Genomic DNA, 17,141 nt, shown 5'->3' on the forward strand with positions numbered 1-17,141 from the left:
ACATGTTGGAAAGCAGGCTCGCGGAGATGAATTTGGTACTACCGGAATTGGGTGCGGCGGCAGGAAGTTTTGTCGGCTGCAAGAAGAGCGGGAATCTCCTGTTCATCTCTGGTCAGTTGCCATTGAAGGATGGCCGGCCTACCTTGGTCGGCCGGCTGGGTGAGGACGTGACCGTGGAGCAGGGTTACGAAGCTGCACAACAATGCGCACTCAATGTGCTGGCGCAGATCAAGGCCGCGATCGATGGCCGCTGGGACCGCGTTGCACAGGTAGTCCGCCTTGGTGGCTTCGTACGTTGCACTCCCGACTTCGCTGATGCCCCCAAGGTCGTCAACGGCGCATCTGACCTGTTCGTAAGTTTGTTCGGCGCCGCTGGCGCCCATGCCAGAGCTGCGGTTGGCGTCAGTTCGCTACCCATGAATGTTGCGGTAGAGATCGAAGCGGTTGTCGAAATTATTGCCTGAAATTATTGCCTGAATCAAAGAGGAAAATCATGAATGTAGCAGCCAAGCTGAAGTATTACGGGTGGTCCAGTATTGCTCTGGAGACGTCGCACGGAGCGCTGTTCTTTGACCCTTTCTATCGTCCCTATTGTGGCGCCGAGTGGTTCCATCTCGACGATTTCATGCATGCCAAGTACATCTGCGTGACGCATGGCCACGAAGAGCATTTTCTGGACGTGCCGGAAGTGGCAAAGGCAACGGGTGCCTGCGTGATCGGCGCGCCGTCGCTTACCCGCTTCATGCAGCGCCGTCACAAATTTACGCCCGCGCAGCTGCGTGCCATCGAGCCGGCTTCCTTCGATAGCGTCTTCGTGCCGGGATTCAAGATTACGGCGCTGCCTTGGCAGCATCGCGACATCAATTTGTACAAGGCACTGACCAAGGCAGTCTTCAAGGGAAACACCACGCAACTGGCCTGGGCATGGAGCAGTGCCACGAATGCTCCGTTCTATTCCCCCTACACCGGATTTCATGTCGAGCTGCCCGACGGCACCACGATCCTGAATTACAACGAAGGCTTCAACAGCAAGATGACGGATGCTGAAATTGAAGCACTGGGCCGGCGCTTCAAGACTGACATCCTGCTGGCGGGCATGCAGCTTGATTTCATTCAGGATGTGGTCCGCGGTGTGGCTGCGCTCAAGCCGCAGGTGGTGGTCTTGTATCCGCCTCATGAGAAGTTCCATGAAATGATGGAGGTGAGCTCCCGCCCCTGGAGTGAATTCGCTGACGCGGTAAGAAGTCGCTTCCCGCATATTCGCGTCCACGTGGCCGAGCCGGGCTTTGAACTGGAAGTGCCTCAGAACCTGGTAACCTCGGTTCTGGATCAAGCTGCTTAATGTCGTCGAGAGGAGATGAAAAAATGGGTGCAATGGACAAGAGCTTTGATGATCGCTTGAGTGGTGAGCTTCAACCGACCCCAGGTGGGTCGGTATATATGAAACCCGAGGAAATGGACTGGAAGCCCTCGCAGTTTGAGGGCATCGAGATCAAGGTGCTCTATGAGAACAAGGAAATCGGCGAGATGACTTGCCTGCTGCGATGGCAGCCAGGCACTACCTTGCCGTTTCACAAGCATCCCGAGATCGAGCAAAGCTATGTCATCGAAGGCTCCTTCTCGGACCACGACGGCATTTGCCGCGCAGGCGAATTCGTCTGGCGCAAGCCTGGTTCCTTGCATGAAACGCATAGCGCGGAAGGCTGCACTATTCTGGCGATCTACCGGAAACCCAATATCTTCCGCAATAGTGCCGGGTTTGATGCTGCCGCCAAACAACGTATTGCAACGGACCACGCCCCGCGTACGCATCAGGCGCGATGACGCAATGCCGGCGGTGAAGCGCACCGGACAATACCACTGACTTTCCACCGGGTTCAGCTCAGGTACTTGTTCAGCCGCTTTGCCGCATTGCGCAGATGCGTTTCTGCGGCAATTGCCGCGGCGACCGGGTCCTTGTCTTCGATGGCCTGGAGGATGGCCTTGTGCTCGTCCTGCACGGCCTGGATCAGATTGTTGTAGTTCGTCGCGGTGTTGCTGCGGGCCTGGCGGATCAGTCTTCTGACGTGCTGTTCCAGATACTCGTTGAGCATGCAGAAGTGCGGATTCTTGGTCGAGTCCACGATAGCCTGGTGGAACGCAAAATCCTCCTCGTCCCCCAGCTTGTCATTGATGATGGCGTACTCCATGCCGACCAGGGCCTTCTTGATCTTCTTGAGGTCTTCCGGCGTGCGGCGGATGGCCGCATAGCGGGCGGCTGCGGTCTCCAGCGTCACCAGCAGCTCGATGACGTGTTCCAGTCCCTCCGCATCGTTGAGGGCCGCCGCCTCGAAGCGGAAGGCCTGGCGTGAGCCGCGTTCGTTGACGAAGGCACCGCGGCCCTGCTGGGCATTGACGATGCCTTCCGATTTCAGCTGGGACAGGGCTTCGCGCACGACCGAGCGGCTCACCGAGAATTGCTCGCCCAGCTGTTTTTCGCTGGGCAGCTTGTCGCCCGGTTTGAGCCGCTGCTCGCGGATTTCTTCATTAATCCATTCAACAATCTCTTCGGTGAGGGATTGCGTGGGCAAGCGCTGTGTCGCGGTTTTCATGGGTGGATTGCAACTGGATTAATTGATGTACAGACCGCCGTTGACCTGCAGTGTCTCTCCGGTGATGAATGAGGCCAGGGGAGAGCACAGGAAGGCAATCGAGCCGGCCACTTCTTCCGCAGTTCCCAGGCGGCCGAGGGGCGTGTTTTGCAGCAGCATCGGCCCCTTGCTGGCCAGCAGTTCCCGGGTCATCGGAGTGGCAATGATACCCGGAGATACCGCGTTGACCCGGGTTTTGGGGGCCAGCTCCAGCGCCAGGCTGCGTGAAAAGCTGATCACCGCACCCTTGGCCGCCGCGTAGTGCGCATGCGCGTAGCTGCCGCGCTGCGCGGCCAGCGAAGCGAGGTTGACGATCGAGCTGTCCTCGCGCAGATGGGCAATGACCGCCTGGCAGATATGGAAAGTGCCGTCCAGGTTGATCGCCATGAGGCGCCGCCATTCTTCTTCTGTCATTTCCGCCACGCGCTTTTCGGGATAGATGCCGGCCGAGTGGATCAGGTGGTCGATCCCGCCATGGGTGCGGGCGCAGGCATCGGCCGCCTGGCGGCAGGCCTGGGCGTCGGCCACGTCCAGCTGGTGCAGGCTGATCTGCGCACTGGGGGCGATGCCAAGAATCTCTTCCTTGAGCGAAGCCAGGGCCTGAAGGTCGATGTCGGCCAGGGCCAGGTTGGCGCCATGCCGGGCAGTCAGCAAGGCGGTTGCGCGGGCGATGCCACCGCCGGCACCGGTAATGAAAAAGGTCTTGTCGGTGAATGCAATCATGGGGTCTCCTGTTGTTCTATGTTGACGCTTCGTCCTGTAAGCCTTGCTGGGAGCGGCTTTCCAGGCGTAATGCAAAGTCGCTCACCTGTCCGGGATGCAGAGGCAGGGGTTGTTGACATCACAAAATCCGCTCTGTAGAATCGCTGCACAACTTGTCAGACAGGATTAAAAGTTTATCAGACAAGTGCATAAAAACCTATCATGTCACCGCAAAAAATGCGGGATGACGGAAAAGAAGAGCGCTGCAAGGCGCCACTTGCGAAGGAGATACCGTGATTCTGGCTGGAGCCGGGGAGCGCAGTGCGCAGGAGATGGCGTCCCCCATCATCAATGGACATACCCGGGTCATCGGTATCCTGGCCGATCCGATCGGCCATGTGCGGACCCCGCAGGCTTTCAATGCCCTGATGGCGAGCAAGGCAATCAATGCCGTGGTGGTGCCGCTGCAGGTGGCGCCAGACGATCTTGCATCGGTCGTGGCAGCGCTGGCCAGGGTCAGGAGCATGGCCGGCCTGATCGTCACCATTCCCCACAAGGAAAGCATCCTCTCCCTCTGCCATGAGCTGACCGATGCAGCGCGCCAGGTCGGTGCGGTCAACATCGTGCGGTTTGATGCGGCGGAGGCTGGACAGGCAGAGGCCTCTGGTGAAGCAGGCATGCGCCTGGTCGGCAGCAATCTGGATGGCGAGGGATTCGTCGGTGGCTTGCTGGCCCAGGGGCATGCGCTGGTGGGGCGGCGGGTCTATCTTGCCGGTGCCGGTGGTGCCGGTAAGGCCATTGCACATGCCCTGGCCGCGCACGGCGCGGGTGCCATCGGCGTGTACAACCGCAGTGCGGAACGTGCCGGACATCTGGTGGCCGAACTGCGTCGCTACTACCCGCAACTGGATGCCCACGTGGCAACGGCGCATCCCGCCCATTACACCCTGGCCATCAATTCCACCTCGCTGGGGCTGAACCCGGACGATGCCTTGCCATTCGCCGTGGAAGGCCTGCCCACCGATGCGCTGGTGGCGGAGGCGGTCATGAAGGTGGAGTTGACTCCGCTACTGGCGGCTGCCCAGAGACGCGGACTGGCGCTGCACTTCGGCCGCTACATGATGCAGGCCCAGCTTGAAAGCATGAAACAGTTCCTTGGGTTGCGCTGAGAGGCGTGCCACCCCTTGAGAAGGGAGCCGCACCGGCGCGGCTCTCGCACGGAAGCCCGGGCGCCGGCAGTGCAAGACCTGGAATCCTACAAATATAACGGAGATGAGGTATGAGCAAGAATTACATCGGAGTGTCCCTGTCGTCGCTATCGTCACTGTCCTCGCTGACATCATTGTCGGCCCTGGTCCTGGCCGCCATCGCATGTCCCGCCCAGGCCGCCGCGCCCCTGAAGATCGCGCTGGTGGAAACCCTGTCCGGCCCGCAGGCCTCGACCGGGCTGCTCTATCGCGCTGCAGTGAAGTACGAGATGGATCGCATCAACGCCGCCGGCGGATGGAACGGGCAAGCCGTGCAGCTGGCCGAGTATGACAACCAGGGCGGACCTGCCGGCGCTTCCGACAAGGTCAAGGCTGCCATTGCCGCCGGTGCGCAGATCATTATCCAGGGTTCTTCGTCTGCTGTCTCCGGCCAGATCACCGAAGACGTGCGCAAGCACAACCTGCGCAATGCCGGCAAGGAAGTCCTGTTCATGAACATGGGCGGCGAGGCGCTGGAGTTGACCGGCGACAAGTGCCACTTCTATCATTTCCGCTTCACCACCAACGCCGTGATCCGCGTCAAGACGCTGGTGCCGGCCATGAAGGAAGCCAAGGAACTGGGGAACAAGGTCTATGCAATGAACCAGAACTATTCCTGGGGCATGGACATGGACAAGGCCATCAAGGACGATGCCGCCGCCGGTGGCTACACCGTGGTCGAGAGCACCCTCCACGATGTCAACAAGATCCAGGATTTCTCTCCCTATGTCGCCAAGATCAAGGCCAGCGGGGCCGATACAGTCCTCACCGGCAACTGGTCCAACGATCTGCTGTTACTGATGAAGGCCACACGGGCTGCCGGCCTGAAGGTGCGCTTCGGCACCGTCTTCCTGGACCAGCCGGGCAACATCGGCAATGCCGGCGACACGGCCCTGGGACACTTCATCTCGCACGCCTTCAATATCGAGACCAACAAGGCCACCGAGGAATTCGCCACCGACTACAAGGCCAAGACCGGTCACTTCCCGACCTTCATCGAGCCGCAGACCGTGTTCGGCATGCAGATGCTGGGCGAGGCCCTCAAGCAGGTCAAGCCCAGCGGCGACAAGATCAATGTCACCGAGCTGGCCAAGGCACTGGAAAAGGTCAGGATCGAGACGCCGATGGGCGAGACCTCGATTCGCGCCGCCGACCACCAGGTGGTGCTGCCCATCGTCGTGTCCCGCGTGGAAAAGAACGTCAAGTACAAGGTCGACGATACCGACATGGGCTTCAAGGTTATCAAGAAGTTCAGCGGCGAAGACGCCGTGAACCCGGTCCAGACCAGCTGCAAGATGCAGCGTCCCTCCTGATCTGACTCGCTGAGCGGGCGCCGTGCCTGTGCACGGCGCCGAATCGACATGGGCGGCCTTGCCGTCCCGTGCGGGGGACGGTCGTCCCGTTTTCTTGGAAGACGCTATGGAATTCTTTACCGTATCGCTGATCAACGGCACCATCTACGGCCTGTTGCTGTTCATGGTCTCGGCCGGGTTGACGCTCATCTTCGGCATGATGGGGGTGCTCAACTTCGCGCATACCTCCTTCTACATGGTGGGTGCCTACCTGGCCTATACCTTGCAGAAGTTCATCGGCTTCTGGCCTGCCGTGATCATTGCGCCCCTGATCGTGGGCCTGCTGGGCGTGGTCGTGGAACGCTGGTTCCTGCGGCGCGTGCATCGCTACGGTCATGCGCATGAACTGCTGTTGACCTTTGGCCTGTCCTTCATCATTGCCGAAATCATCAAGCTCTTCTTCGGCAATTACCCGGTCAACTACCAGGTGCCGGCTTCGCTCTCGTTTGCCGCGTTTCGCCTGTTCGGTACTGACTATCCCTTCTATCGCCTGATGATGGGCCTGGTCTCGCTGCTCATGTTCGGCCTGATCTACCTGCTTCTCTCGCGCACCCGCATCGGCATCGTCGTGCGCTCGGCGATCTATCGCCCGGCCATGGCGGAGACCCTGGGCCACAACGTGCCACTGGTCTTCATGGGTGTCTTCGGGGTGGGGGCCGCGCTGGCCGGCCTGGCCGGCGCCATCGCCGGCGCGTTCTATACCACCAATCCGAACATGGCCCTGGAGCTGGGTGTGCTGGTCTTCGTGGTGGTGGTCATCGGGGGCCTGGGTTCGCTGGAGGGCGCAATGCTGTCATCGATCCTGATCGGCCTGATCTCGTCCTTTGCCGTCGGCGTGGATGTCAGCCTGGCCGATGCGCTGGACTATGTCGGGGCAGGACAATGGGCGCGTGACCTGGGGGGCTTGATGACGCTGAAGGTCTCGTCGCTGGCCGCCACCATTCCGTTTGCGCTGATGTTGCTGGTATTGCTGGTTCGCCCCTCCGGGCTGATGGGTGAGAAGGAGTGAGTCACATGAACGAATCCACAAACAAGGTCTTGCCAGGCCTGCCCGGGTCGGCCGCAAAAATGCGACCAGACGTGTCACCAACCGTGTCCGCAACCGCGTCCGCAACCGCGTCCCCAGCCACGTCACTGCGATCGCCGGCTGCAGTATCGCTGGCCTCGCGTCTGCTGATGGTGTCGGTGCTGCTGTTACTGCTCATCGCTCCCTTCGTTTTGCCCCAGGCGCTGGTGAATGCGGCTATCCAGATGCTCATCGCGGCACTGTTTGCAACGGCCTTCAATGTGCTGGCGGGGCAGGGTGGCATGCTCTCCTTCGGCCACGCGGCCTATTTCGGTATCGGTGCATTTGCCACCCTGCATGCGATGAATGCGCTGGGCGGTGCGGGGCTCCTGCCCACGCCGCTGCTGCCGATATTCGGGGCACTGGGTGGCTGTCTGCTGGGCCTGGTGGCGGGCTGGTTTTCGACGCAGCGTAGTGGTGTCTATTTCTCGATGATCACCCTGGCCCTGGCCGAACTGTTGCACGCGCTGGCACCGCACCTGACCAGCGTCTTTGGTGGCGAGGCAGGGGTGTCATCGATGCGCATGCCGGCCTGGGGCCTGTCCTTTGGCGAGCCGATGCATGTCTATTACCTGACCCTGGCCTGGGTGCTGGCTTCGTTGGGCGCCTTGTTCTTCTTCACCCGTACCCCCCTGGGGCGGCTCACGCTGGGTCTGCGCGAAAACGCCATGCGCCTGAAGTTCCTGGGCTATGACGTGCATGCCGCCCGGGTGATGGTGTTCATGATCTCGGCCAGCTTTGCGGGCGTGGCCGGTGGTCTGCTGGCGATGAACAACGAAGCCGGCAACTACGTGCTCTTCGATGTGCGCCTGTCTTCCGAGGTGGTGCTCAATGCCTATATCGGCGGTACCGGGGTGTTCTTCGGCCCGGCCCTGGGCGCGGCGGTGATGACCTTCTTCGGGTATGCGGTCTCGGACCTGACGCGCTCCTGGTTGCTGTACCAGGGTCTCATTTTCGTGGTGGTGATGATGTTCATGCCCAATGGCCTGTCGGGCGTGGTGCTGTGGTGGCAGCGCAGTCAGCGTAGCAGCGCGGTGCTGGCGCGCTATGCGGCGGGCTGGTCACTGGGCGCCCTGGCGTGTGCGGCGGCGGTGGTGTTTTCGGTGGAGCTGTTGCAGCGCGTCCTGGGCTCGGATTACCAGTCGCAACTGGTGGATGCCCAGCCATGGCCGGCGATCACCCTGTTTGGCCGTGACTGGCTACCCGGCGCGGTGAGCACATGGCTGTTGCCTCTGCTGCTGCTGGTGGCCGGTGGCCTGATCTTGAACCGGGTCACGCGTGCCTGGGACGCACTCAATGAAGAGGAGGCCGCATGAGCGCCGTCAACTCCATCCATCCCGTCAGCACCAGCCCGGCGGCACTGACCCTGCGCAACGTCAGCAAGTCCTTCGGCGAGGCGCACATCATCCGGGGTGTCGACCTGGAACTGCAGCGCGGCGAGCGTCATGCCTTCATTGGTCCCAATGGGGCGGGGAAGTCGACGCTGTTCCATCTCATCTCGGGCAACTTCAAGCCCAGCGCAGGGGAAATCCTGCTGGGCGAACTGCCCATCGGCGGGCTCAGTCCGGAACACATCAACCGCATGGGACTGGCGCGTTCCTTCCAGATCACCAATATCTTCCCGCGCCTGTCGGTGTTCGAGAACCTGCGCCTGGGCGTAATGCAGCGCTTCGGTATGCAATACACGCTGTGGCGCCCGATCTCGCAGTATCGCAAGGTCACTGCACTGGCGGAGCAGTTGCTGGAGCAGGTCCGCCTGGTCCGCCATCGTGACACGCTGGGCGGAGAGCTTTCCTATTCCGAACAACGTTCGCTGGAGATCGGCATGACCCTGGCCTCCGACCCCAAGGTCTTGTTGCTGGATGAACCCATGGCCGGCATGTCGCGGGAAGAAACCGACTATACCGCCGAGCTCCTGCGCGAGCTTTCGGTGGGCCGCAGCCTGATGATCGTGGAGCACGACATGGATGTGGTGTTTTCGCTGTGCGACCGCATCAGTGTTCTGGTCTATGGCCAGGTGGTCGCAACCGGCACCCCCGAGGAAATCCGCAACAATGCGCAAGTACAGGAAGCCTATCTGGGCAAGGAGGTCGCAGCATGAGCACAGCAGCCACACCGGCACAGGCACCGCTGCTGCAGGTACGCGACCTGCACGCGCACTACGGCAAGAGCCATATCCTGCAGGGTGTCAATTTCGAGGTCGGTCACAACGCCGTGATCAGTCTGCTGGGGCGCAACGGTTCGGGGCGCTCCACCACGGCCCGCGCCATCATGGGCCTGGTACCGCCCACCGGCGGCCAGGTCTTGCTGGACGGTCGCGATCTGGCCGGGCAACGTCCCTTCGCGGTTTCGCGGGCAGGGATCGCCTTCGTCCCGGAGGAGCGCGAAGTCTTCGCCAACCTCAGCGTCGACGAGAACCTGCAGATGGGCGTGCAACGCGCACGCAACGATGCGCCCCAATGGACGGTGGCGCAGATGTTCGATTTCTTCCCGCGCCTGAAGGAACGCCGCAACACCCGGGCCGGCAATCTTTCCGGGGGTGAGCAACAGATGCTGACCATCTGCCGCTCGCTGCTGGGCAATCCGCGCCTGATCCTGATTGATGAGCCCACCGAGGGCCTGGCCCCCAAGATCGTGACCGTGGTGGGCGAGGCCATCCAGGAAATCCACCGGCGTGGCGTATCCGTGATCCTGATCGAGCAAAAGCTGACCATCGCCATGAAGATTTCCACCGGGGTCTGCCTGCTCGGTCATGGCCAGATCGTCTTCAGCGGCACGCCCGACGAGCTTGGGGAGAATCCCCAGTTGCTCAAGGATTGGCTGGCGGTATGAGCCGGCAAGCGACTTCACTTCAAGAGAAACCATGAGCGATCAGACTATCGATGCGCATGCACTGCATGCCACCGCCAAATACAAGCAGTTTCCCGATCTGGCCAACCAGGTCGCCTTCATCACCGGGGCCGGCAGCGGCATCGGCCGTGCCATGGCCGATGCGTTTGCGGCCAATGGCACCCATTTGGCCCTGCTGGATGTCAACAGCGAATCGCTGGAGCGCGCCCGGGCGGAACTGCACCGGACCTTCCCGCAGATCGAAGTCGAATGCCTGGTCGCTTCCATCGTCGACGAAACAGCGGTGGAGGCGGCAACGGCGGCCGTCCATGCACGTTTCGGCCGTATCGACATCCTGCTCAACAATGCCGGCATCTCGGCCAACCGGCCGACCCTGGAACTGCCTGCACAGCAGTGGCGCCATGCCATCGACGTCAATCTGAACGGGGTCTTCTTTTGCGCCCAGGCAGTGGCCCGGCACATGGTGGCCCAGGGGAGCGGGGTGATCCTCAACACCGCGTCGATGTATGGCACGGTGGCCGCGCCCGAGCGTGCGGCCTACTGCGCCAGCAAGGCGGCGGTGGTGATGCTGACCAAGGTATTGGCGGTGGAGTGGGCACCCAAGGGGCTGCGCGTGAATGCGCTTGCGCCGGGCTACGTACAGACGGCCCTGGTGCAGGAACTGGTCAGTACCGGCCGCATGGACCTGGCGGCCTTGAAGAAGCGTACGCCCGCCGGTCGCCTGGGTGAGCCGCACGAGATCGCCACCCTGGCCTTGTTCCTGGCCTCCGAACATGCCGCCTTCATCAACGGCCAGGCCATCGTGGCCGATGGCGGCTGGTCGGCCTATAGCTATCTCTGATCTTTTCTCCGGCCGCTCCGATGGTGCGGCCGCTATCACCGAATCAGTTTCTTCTCTGGAGAGTAAGCCCATGTCTGACCATATTGCACTCGCCCCGGCCGCGCCCTGGGTCGAACTGCGCACCACCGACGCCGACTGGAATGCCGCCGATCCCGGCTTGCTGGGCTCCCTGCTGGCGCACATGCATATCATCCGCGCCTTCGAAGAATCCGTGCTGGAACTGGCCATGGATGGCCTGGTGCATGGCCCGGCCCACTCCAGCGTCGGCCAGGAGGGTGGGGCGGCCGGTTCCATCCTGCCCCTGCTGGCGGCAGACCAGGTCAATGGCTCGCACCGGGGGCACCATCATTTCCTGGCCAAGGCATTGGCCTATCTCATGCCCGAAGGCATCGCGCCCACGGCCGAACTGACCCCGGCGGTCGAGCAGCTGCTGCAGCGTACGCTGGCCGAAATCCTCGGCCTGGCGCAAGGCTTCTGCCAGGGACGTGGCGGCTCCATGCACCTGCGCTGGGCAGAGGCGGGCGTACTGGGGACCAACGCCATCGTCGGCGGTGGGGTGCCGCTGGCAGCGGGTGCAGCCTGGGCGCACAAGCATGCCGGAACCGAGCATGTCGCCGTGACCTATTTCGGCGATGGTGCAGTCAACATCGGCTCTGTGCTGGAGACCATGAATATCGCCGCCGCCTGGAAGCTGCCGCTGTGCTTCTTCATCGAGAACAATGGCTACGCCGTCTCCACCACGGTGGACGAGGCCACGGCCGAACCGCGTCTGTCGGCACGCGGCGCCTCCTTCAATATCCCCAGCTGGAAGGTCAACGGCATGGACCCGCTGGCGGTGCACCTGGCCATGAATGAGGCCTTGCAGCACATGCGGGCCGGCAAGGGGCCGACCATCATCGAGGCCGATGTCTATCGTTTCTTCCACCAGAACGGTGGCTTCCCCGGTAGTGCTTTCGGCTATCGCAGCAAGGAAGAAGAGCAGAGCTGGCGTCAGCGGGACCCGCTGGACCTGGTCGGCCAGCGCATGCGCGAACGCGGCCTGATCGACGAGGCCGGCATCCTGGCATTGCGCAATCGCATCAAGGCCGCCATGGCGCGGGCAGTACAGGCGCTGACGGAAGACGATCCGGCCCGGGCCGGCAAGAAGCGCATCCGCCCGGAACTCTGGCCCAGCCCGGATTTTCGTGATGTCGGTATCCGTGGTGACCTGTCGGAACTGGAGGGAGCGCGCACCGAGGAAGAAGCCGGCTTCGACGGCAAGCTGGCGCAGCGCAAGTTCATCGACGTGGTGGCCGATGTGATGGACCGTCGCATGGCCGTGGACGAGCGGGTGGTGGTTATGGGCGAGGACGTGCATCGCCTCAAGGGCGGCACCAATGGCGCAACCCGTGGCCTGAAAGACAAATATCCCGAGCGCACGCTGGGCACACCCATCAGCGAAAACGCCTTCTGCGGGCTGGGTGGCGGCATCGCCATGGACGGCCGCTTCCGCCCCGTGGTCGAGTTCATGTACCCGGACTTCATGTGGGTGGCGGCCGATCAGGTGTTCAACCAGATCGGCAAGGCACGTCACATGTTCGGCGGCGATATCGAGGTGCCTTTCGTCCTGCGTACCAAGGTGGCGATGGGGACCGGCTATGGTTCGCAGCACTCCATGGACCCGGCGGGCATCTTCGCCACCAGCCCGGGATGGCGCATCGTGGCGCCGTCCACGCCTTTCGACTATGTCGGCCTGATGAACGCGGCGCTGGCGCTGAAGGACCCGGTACTGGTGATCGAACATGTGGACCTCTACAACAGCAGCGGTCCTGCGCCCGTAGACGACTTCGACTACCAGACGCCCTTCGGGCGCGCCGCTGTGCGACGTGCCGGCCAGGAGATGACGGTGCTGACCTATCTATCCATGGTGGCGCATGCCCTGGAAGCCGTACAGAAGACCGGCATCGACGCCGAAGTGATCGACCTGCGCTGGCTGGACCGCGCCAGCCTCGACTGGGACACCATCGGCCAGAGCATCCGCAAGACCAACAATGTACTGATCGTGGAGCAGGGCGCGCAGGGTACTTCCTATGGCGGCTGGCTGGCCGACGAGATCCAGCGCCGCTTCTTTGATTGGCTGGACCAGCCAGTACAGCGGGTGGTGGGCGGCGAAGCTTCGCCCAGCATCTCCAAGGTGTTGGAACGTGCCGCCGCCGCCCGTACCGAAGAGACCGTCGCCGGTCTGCAGCAGGTGATGCGCGACAAGGGCGCCCGCCCCGACGTTCGCTGAATACCGCCTGATTACCGAAAGGATTTGCCATGAGCATCGAGATGATTGTCCCCCTGGAAGTGGGCATCGCCTGTCGTGACCTGCCGGCGCTGCGGCGCTTCTATGAAACCATCATGGGTTTCAGCTTTGTGAGTGAAATCACCGTCCCTGCCGAGAAGTCGGCAGCCTCCGGCCTGTCTGCCGACGGCTACACCGTGGTCCGTCTGCAGACCCCCTATGGCGAACGGATCAAGCTGCTGGCATCCCGCACGCCACCCCGCGCCGAGACGCCTCCCGCCTACATCCTTGACCGCCCCAACGCCGCCTATCTCACCTTCATCGTGGCCGACATCGATGCCGCCATCGCCACCCTGCGCGCTGCCGGTATCGAGTTCATGACCGGTGCGCAGCGGGTGGAGGCGCGTCCCGGGGTGTATCTGGCGTTCTGCCGCGACCCGGAAGGCAATGTGCTGGAACTGGTCCAGTACAGCGACATCGCTGCCTATCGACCCGATCTCAAGAAAGAGGGGCAATGACATGGCAAAGCTGATCAAGATGCCGGAAATCGCCGCAAATGCGACCTCGGCGGTGATCGTCCAGTGGTCCCGCAAAGAAGGCGAAGCCATCAAGGCCGGCGAGTGCCTGGCAGAGATCGAGACCGACAAGGCCGTCATCGAATACGACGCCGACAGCAATGGCGTGCTGGGCAAGATACTGGCCGCGGCGGGTCAGGAGGTGGAAGTCGGCGCACCGATCGCCGTGTTGTTCGAAGAGGGCGAAACCGAGGTCGATATCGCCGCCCTGCTGGCGGCAGCCGGCGTTGCCGCGGAGCCGCCACCGGGCGCTGGCACGACTGCGTCGGCCACCGTCAGCGCCTCTTCAGCAACAACTACGGGGGCAGCCGAACCTGAACGTGAACCCGACGCAGCGGCGTCGGGGCGCATCTTTGCCAGCCCGCTGGCACGCCGCCTGGCGCAGGAGCGTGGCCTGGCACTGGCAGGAATGACGGGCAGCGGGCCGCATGGTCGTATCGTCAGGCGCGACGTGGAAGCGGCTGCGCAGGCTGCCCCTGCGACGGCTGCTGCCGCCGCCATTGCTGCCGCCGGTAGCGATGCGACGCCGCCAGCCATCCCAAGCGCCAGCGCCCCGCAGGGCAGTGCTGCCTTCACCGACATCCCCCACAGTGGCATGCGACGTACCATCGCACGCCGTCTCAGCGAGAGCAAGGCCAGCATTCCCCACTTCTATCTCAGTACCGACTGCCGCATGGACAGGCTGCTGGCCCTGCGCGCGGAAATCAACGCCGCCGGCACACGCAAGATCTCGGTCAACGATTTCATCGTCAAGGCAGTGGCAGCGGCGCTGCAGAGCGTGCCCGACATGAACGTCAGCTGGACCGAGGCCGCGCTGCGCAAGTACCAGCAGGCCGATATCTCGGTGGCCGTGTCCACTGAGGGCGGCCTGATCACGCCGGTGGTACGCAATGCGGGCGGCAAGACCCTGTCGGCCATCAGCCGCGAGATCGTGGACCTTGCGGCGCGGGCGCGATCCGGTGCACTGGCGCCCAACGAGTACCAGGGTGGCAGCTTTACGGTCAGCAATCTGGGCATGTTCGGTGTGCGCGAGTTCTCGGCCATCATCAACCCCCCGCAGGCGGCGATCCTGGCCGTGGGCGCCACGCTGTCGCAGCCGGTCGTGGTCGATGGGCAGCTCGCCGTGGCGCAGGTCATGAAGGTCACGCTGTCGGTGGATCACCGCGCCGTGGATGGTGCGCTGGCCGCGCAATGGCTGGCGGTCTTCCAGCGCTGCATCGAAAACCCCCTGAGTGCATTGATTTGAGGTGATACGTGATGAAGGCAGCGCAAACTGATTTCGACCTGGCCGTCGTTGGCGGCGGCCCGGGCGGTTATGTGGCGGCGATCCGTGCCGCCCAGCTGGGCATGAAGACCGTCCTGGTGGAGAAGGCCCAGTTGGGTGGTGTCTGCCTGAACTGGGGATGTATTCCCACCAAGGCGCTGCTGCGCTCGGCCGATGTCTTGCGCCTGGTGCGTGAAGCCGCCAGGTTCGGCGTGCAGGTCGGCGAGCCCGAGACCGACCTGCAGACCATGGTGGCGCGTTCGCGTTCGGTAGCCGCGCATCTGAACAAGGGCGTGGCCTACCTGATGAAGAAGAACAAGATCACCGTCGTCGAGGGCAGGGCCCGCCTGGCCGGGCGCGGACGCCTGGAGGTCGAGGGCGAGGGCAAGGACGGCAAGCAGGGGAAGTCCGTCATCACGGCAAGCAACATCATCCTGGCCACGGGGGCGCGTGCACGGGTGCTGCCGGGGCTGCAGCCCGATGGCGAGAGCGTCTGGTCCTATCGAGAAGCGTTGATGCCGCGCCAGACACCGCGCCGCCTGCTGGTGATCGGCGCCGGCGCGATCGGCATCGAGTTCGCCAGCTTCTATCGCGCACTGGGTGCGGAGGTCCGCGTGGTGGAGATGGCCGAGCGCATCCTGCCAGTGGAGGACGAAGACATCAGTGCCCACGTCGCAGACGCGCTGCGCAAGGACGGCATGCGCCTCTACACCGGCGCGCGCATCGCATCGACCGTCAAGCGCGATGGCGCTACCGGCACCGGTGTCGAGTGGCAGGTGACGCTCGAAGGCCGGCATACCGACACACTGGTGGCCGACGTGGTCCTGGTGGCAGCCGGTATCGTCGGAAACGTCGAGGACCTGGGCCTGGAGAGCACGGCGGTGAAGGTGGAGCGCAGCCACATCGTGACCGATGCCTTTGGTCGCACCGGCGAACCGGGCGTGTACGCCATCGGTGATGTTGCCGGCCCGCCGTGGCTGGCCCACAAGGCAAGTCACGAAGGCGTAGCCTGCGTCGAGAAGATCGCCGGCCTCGATCCGCATGCACTGGACCCGTCAAAGATCCCCGCTTGCACGTACAGCCACCCGCAGGTCGCCAGCGTCGGTCTGACCGAAGCCGCTGCGCGCCAGGCAGGGCGCCCCATCCGGGTGGGACAGTTTCCGTTTGCGGTCAATGGCAAGGCCATTGCGCTGGGCGCTACCGGGGGCTTTGCCAAGGTGATTTTTGATGAAGGCAGCGGCGAACTGCTGGGCGCTCACATGGTGGGCGAGGAAGTCACCGAGATGATCCAGGGCTATGCCATTGCGCGTGAGCTGGAAAGTACCGAGGCAGAATTGATGGCGACCGTGTTTCCTCATCCGACGCAGTCGGAGGTGATGCATGAGGCGGTGTTGGCGGCTTATCAGCGGGGCTTGCATGGGTGATTCGCCGGGGTGGGGTGGATGGTTTGGAACATCCGCGCGGCCTCTCAGCTTTGGGTCGAAAACGGCCTGAACGCTAGGATGGAAGTTGTTTGCGTCTATGTGATCGGCTCTGAAAAAATGTAGCTAGCACCAATGTTGGTTTTCAGTGAGACTTGCCAAAGTGAAATGAGGTTTTACATGGAAAAGAATCGTTTTAGTGTGGAGCAGATCGTTGTCGTACCAAAGGAGGCATGCCGGTTGCGGCTCTGATCAGGCTCGTCGGTATCGCCGAGTAAGCTTTTTCAGTGGAAAAAACAGTACGACGACTTGGACAGCGACAAGGCGCTACAGCTCAAGCAACTTCAAGAAGAAGATGAACGTCTGAAGAAGATCGTAGCCAGAGCTCATTCTGGATAAGGCTATGCTCGCAGACGTCATTAAAAAGGTGGTGAAGTCAGATCGGCGCCGATCTATCGTTGACTACCATAAGGACTTCTATAGCTCATCTGAGCGGCGTGCGTGTGCGTTGATTGGAATTGCCCGTCGCGTGTACCAATAGAAGAGTTTTAAAAATCCGCAAACGGATTTACGTATGAGAATGAAGGAGTTTGCCGTCACTCAAGTACGTTATGGATACCGGAAGATCGGTGTGCTACTTATGCGGGAGCGATTCTGTCATAGCACAGTGATGGCGACGGGGCGTGATCTTATTTTGTGGTTGGAATAGGGCAAGAAGGGTTTGCAGGTTTCTTGAGAGACTGAGTGCGGGACACTCAATGTTAACTAGGTCTGGCAGTCTGTCGGAGAAATATATTCCAAAGATATTTCCAATTGGAAAATAGAAAAGCCTGCGGCAGCAGGCCTTTATTGACCTGCTCCCCGAGATTAGTACGGCAATGATGTAGAGTCTGCCCCATACGGAGGCAGCATGAAGAAACGATTTAC

Annotated in this window: 17 protein-coding genes and 1 pseudogene; 15 read left to right on the top strand and 3 right to left on the bottom strand. The window is 62.2% G+C overall.

The features are described 5' to 3' along the window. Positions 1-2 precede the first annotated feature (2 nt). The 3 genes from BTM36_RS03560 to BTM36_RS03570 are packed head-to-tail and all read left to right on the top strand — an operon-like array spanning position 3 to position 1,824. Positions 3-464, top strand: coding sequence for a RidA family protein (locus BTM36_RS03560; RefSeq protein ID WP_077235249.1), 462 nt, complete (start codon positions 3-5; stop codon positions 462-464). Between the two features lie 29 nt (positions 465-493). Further along, positions 494-1,342, top strand: a complete 849-nt coding sequence (locus BTM36_RS03565) for an MBL fold metallo-hydrolase (protein WP_077235250.1) — start codon at positions 494-496, stop codon at positions 1,340-1,342. Positions 1,343-1,365: 23 nt separating this feature from the next. Then, the gene (locus tag BTM36_RS03570; RefSeq protein WP_139347033.1) at positions 1,366-1,824 is read left to right on the top strand and encodes a cupin domain-containing protein; all 459 of its coding nucleotides are present in this window, start codon (positions 1,366-1,368) and stop codon (positions 1,822-1,824) included. A gap of 53 nt (positions 1,825-1,877) precedes the next feature. On the opposite strand, the gene BTM36_RS03575 is transcribed toward BTM36_RS03570, so the two are convergent. Continuing rightward, positions 1,878-2,591, bottom strand: a complete 714-nt coding sequence (locus BTM36_RS03575; RefSeq protein ID WP_006463049.1) for a FadR/GntR family transcriptional regulator — start codon at positions 2,589-2,591, stop codon at positions 1,878-1,880. 18 nt (positions 2,592-2,609) lie between these two features. Beyond that, positions 2,610-3,353: an SDR family NAD(P)-dependent oxidoreductase gene (locus tag BTM36_RS03580; protein ID WP_006463050.1), complete on the bottom strand. Its 744-nt coding sequence runs from the start codon at positions 3,351-3,353 to the stop codon at positions 2,610-2,612. Positions 3,354-3,625: 272 nt separating this feature from the next. Between BTM36_RS03580 and BTM36_RS03585 the strand changes: the two genes are divergently transcribed. The 3 genes from BTM36_RS03585 to BTM36_RS03595 all read left to right on the top strand — a co-directional run bounded on the left by BTM36_RS03585 (position 3,626) and on the right by BTM36_RS03595 (position 6,940). Then, a complete protein-coding gene (locus BTM36_RS03585) occupies positions 3,626-4,501 on the top strand; it encodes a shikimate dehydrogenase (protein WP_077235251.1) in 876 nt (291 codons plus the stop codon). A 110-nt stretch (positions 4,502-4,611) separates the two neighbouring features. Continuing rightward, entirely contained in the window at positions 4,612-5,892 is a 1,281-nt protein-coding gene (locus BTM36_RS03590) for a branched-chain amino acid ABC transporter substrate-binding protein (RefSeq protein WP_077235252.1), read from the top strand. Positions 5,893-5,998: 106 nt separating this feature from the next. Beyond that, a complete protein-coding gene (locus tag BTM36_RS03595; RefSeq protein WP_039875110.1) occupies positions 5,999-6,940 on the top strand; it encodes a branched-chain amino acid ABC transporter permease in 942 nt (313 codons plus the stop codon). A gap of 1 nt (position 6,941) precedes the next feature. On the opposite strand, the gene BTM36_RS28675 is transcribed toward BTM36_RS03595, so the two are convergent. Then, positions 6,942-7,190, bottom strand: a complete 249-nt coding sequence (locus BTM36_RS28675; protein WP_217349528.1) for a hypothetical protein — start codon at positions 7,188-7,190, stop codon at positions 6,942-6,944. Here BTM36_RS28675 and BTM36_RS03600 point away from each other — a divergent pair. From BTM36_RS03600 to BTM36_RS28885, 9 genes and pseudogenes are all read left to right on the top strand, one after another. Next, positions 7,108-8,313 (top strand): branched-chain amino acid ABC transporter permease, encoded by a 1,206-nt coding sequence (locus tag BTM36_RS03600; RefSeq protein ID WP_077235253.1) that lies wholly within the window; start codon positions 7,108-7,110, stop codon positions 8,311-8,313. The two genes, BTM36_RS28675 and BTM36_RS03600, sit on opposite strands and share 83 nt — an antisense overlap. Then, positions 8,310-9,098, top strand: a complete 789-nt coding sequence (locus tag BTM36_RS03605; RefSeq protein WP_077235254.1) for an ABC transporter ATP-binding protein — start codon at positions 8,310-8,312, stop codon at positions 9,096-9,098. The genes BTM36_RS03600 and BTM36_RS03605 overlap by 4 nt, the downstream gene beginning before the upstream one ends. Then, positions 9,095-9,829: an ABC transporter ATP-binding protein gene (locus tag BTM36_RS03610; protein ID WP_077235255.1), complete on the top strand. Its 735-nt coding sequence runs from the start codon at positions 9,095-9,097 to the stop codon at positions 9,827-9,829. The genes BTM36_RS03605 and BTM36_RS03610 overlap by 4 nt, the downstream gene beginning before the upstream one ends. 31 nt (positions 9,830-9,860) lie before the next feature. Further along, complete coding sequence (locus tag BTM36_RS03615) at positions 9,861-10,688, top strand: SDR family NAD(P)-dependent oxidoreductase (protein ID WP_077235256.1); 828 nt, start codon at positions 9,861-9,863, stop codon at positions 10,686-10,688. A 70-nt stretch (positions 10,689-10,758) separates the two neighbouring features. Beyond that, the gene (locus BTM36_RS03620; RefSeq protein WP_077235257.1) at positions 10,759-12,957 is read left to right on the top strand and encodes a thiamine pyrophosphate-dependent enzyme; all 2,199 of its coding nucleotides are present in this window, start codon (positions 10,759-10,761) and stop codon (positions 12,955-12,957) included. Between the two features lie 29 nt (positions 12,958-12,986). Beyond that, positions 12,987-13,472, top strand: a complete 486-nt coding sequence (locus tag BTM36_RS03625; protein ID WP_077235258.1) for a VOC family protein — start codon at positions 12,987-12,989, stop codon at positions 13,470-13,472. A gap of 1 nt (position 13,473) precedes the next feature. Next, positions 13,474-14,775 (top strand): pyruvate dehydrogenase complex dihydrolipoamide acetyltransferase, encoded by a 1,302-nt coding sequence (locus BTM36_RS03630; RefSeq protein ID WP_077235259.1) that lies wholly within the window; start codon positions 13,474-13,476, stop codon positions 14,773-14,775. Positions 14,776-14,786: 11 nt separating this feature from the next. Further along, a complete protein-coding gene (lpdA, locus tag BTM36_RS03635; protein ID WP_077235260.1) occupies positions 14,787-16,217 on the top strand; it encodes a dihydrolipoyl dehydrogenase in 1,431 nt (476 codons plus the stop codon). Positions 16,218-16,394: 177 nt separating this feature from the next. Next, positions 16,395-16,869, top strand: a pseudogene (locus BTM36_RS28885) (transposase); the annotation flags it as partial. Positions 16,870-17,141 lie beyond the last annotated feature (272 nt).

The organism is Herbaspirillum sp. VT-16-41 (assembly GCF_001994935.1).
Taxonomy (GTDB): Bacteria; Pseudomonadota; Gammaproteobacteria; order Burkholderiales; family Burkholderiaceae_D; genus Herbaspirillum; species Herbaspirillum frisingense.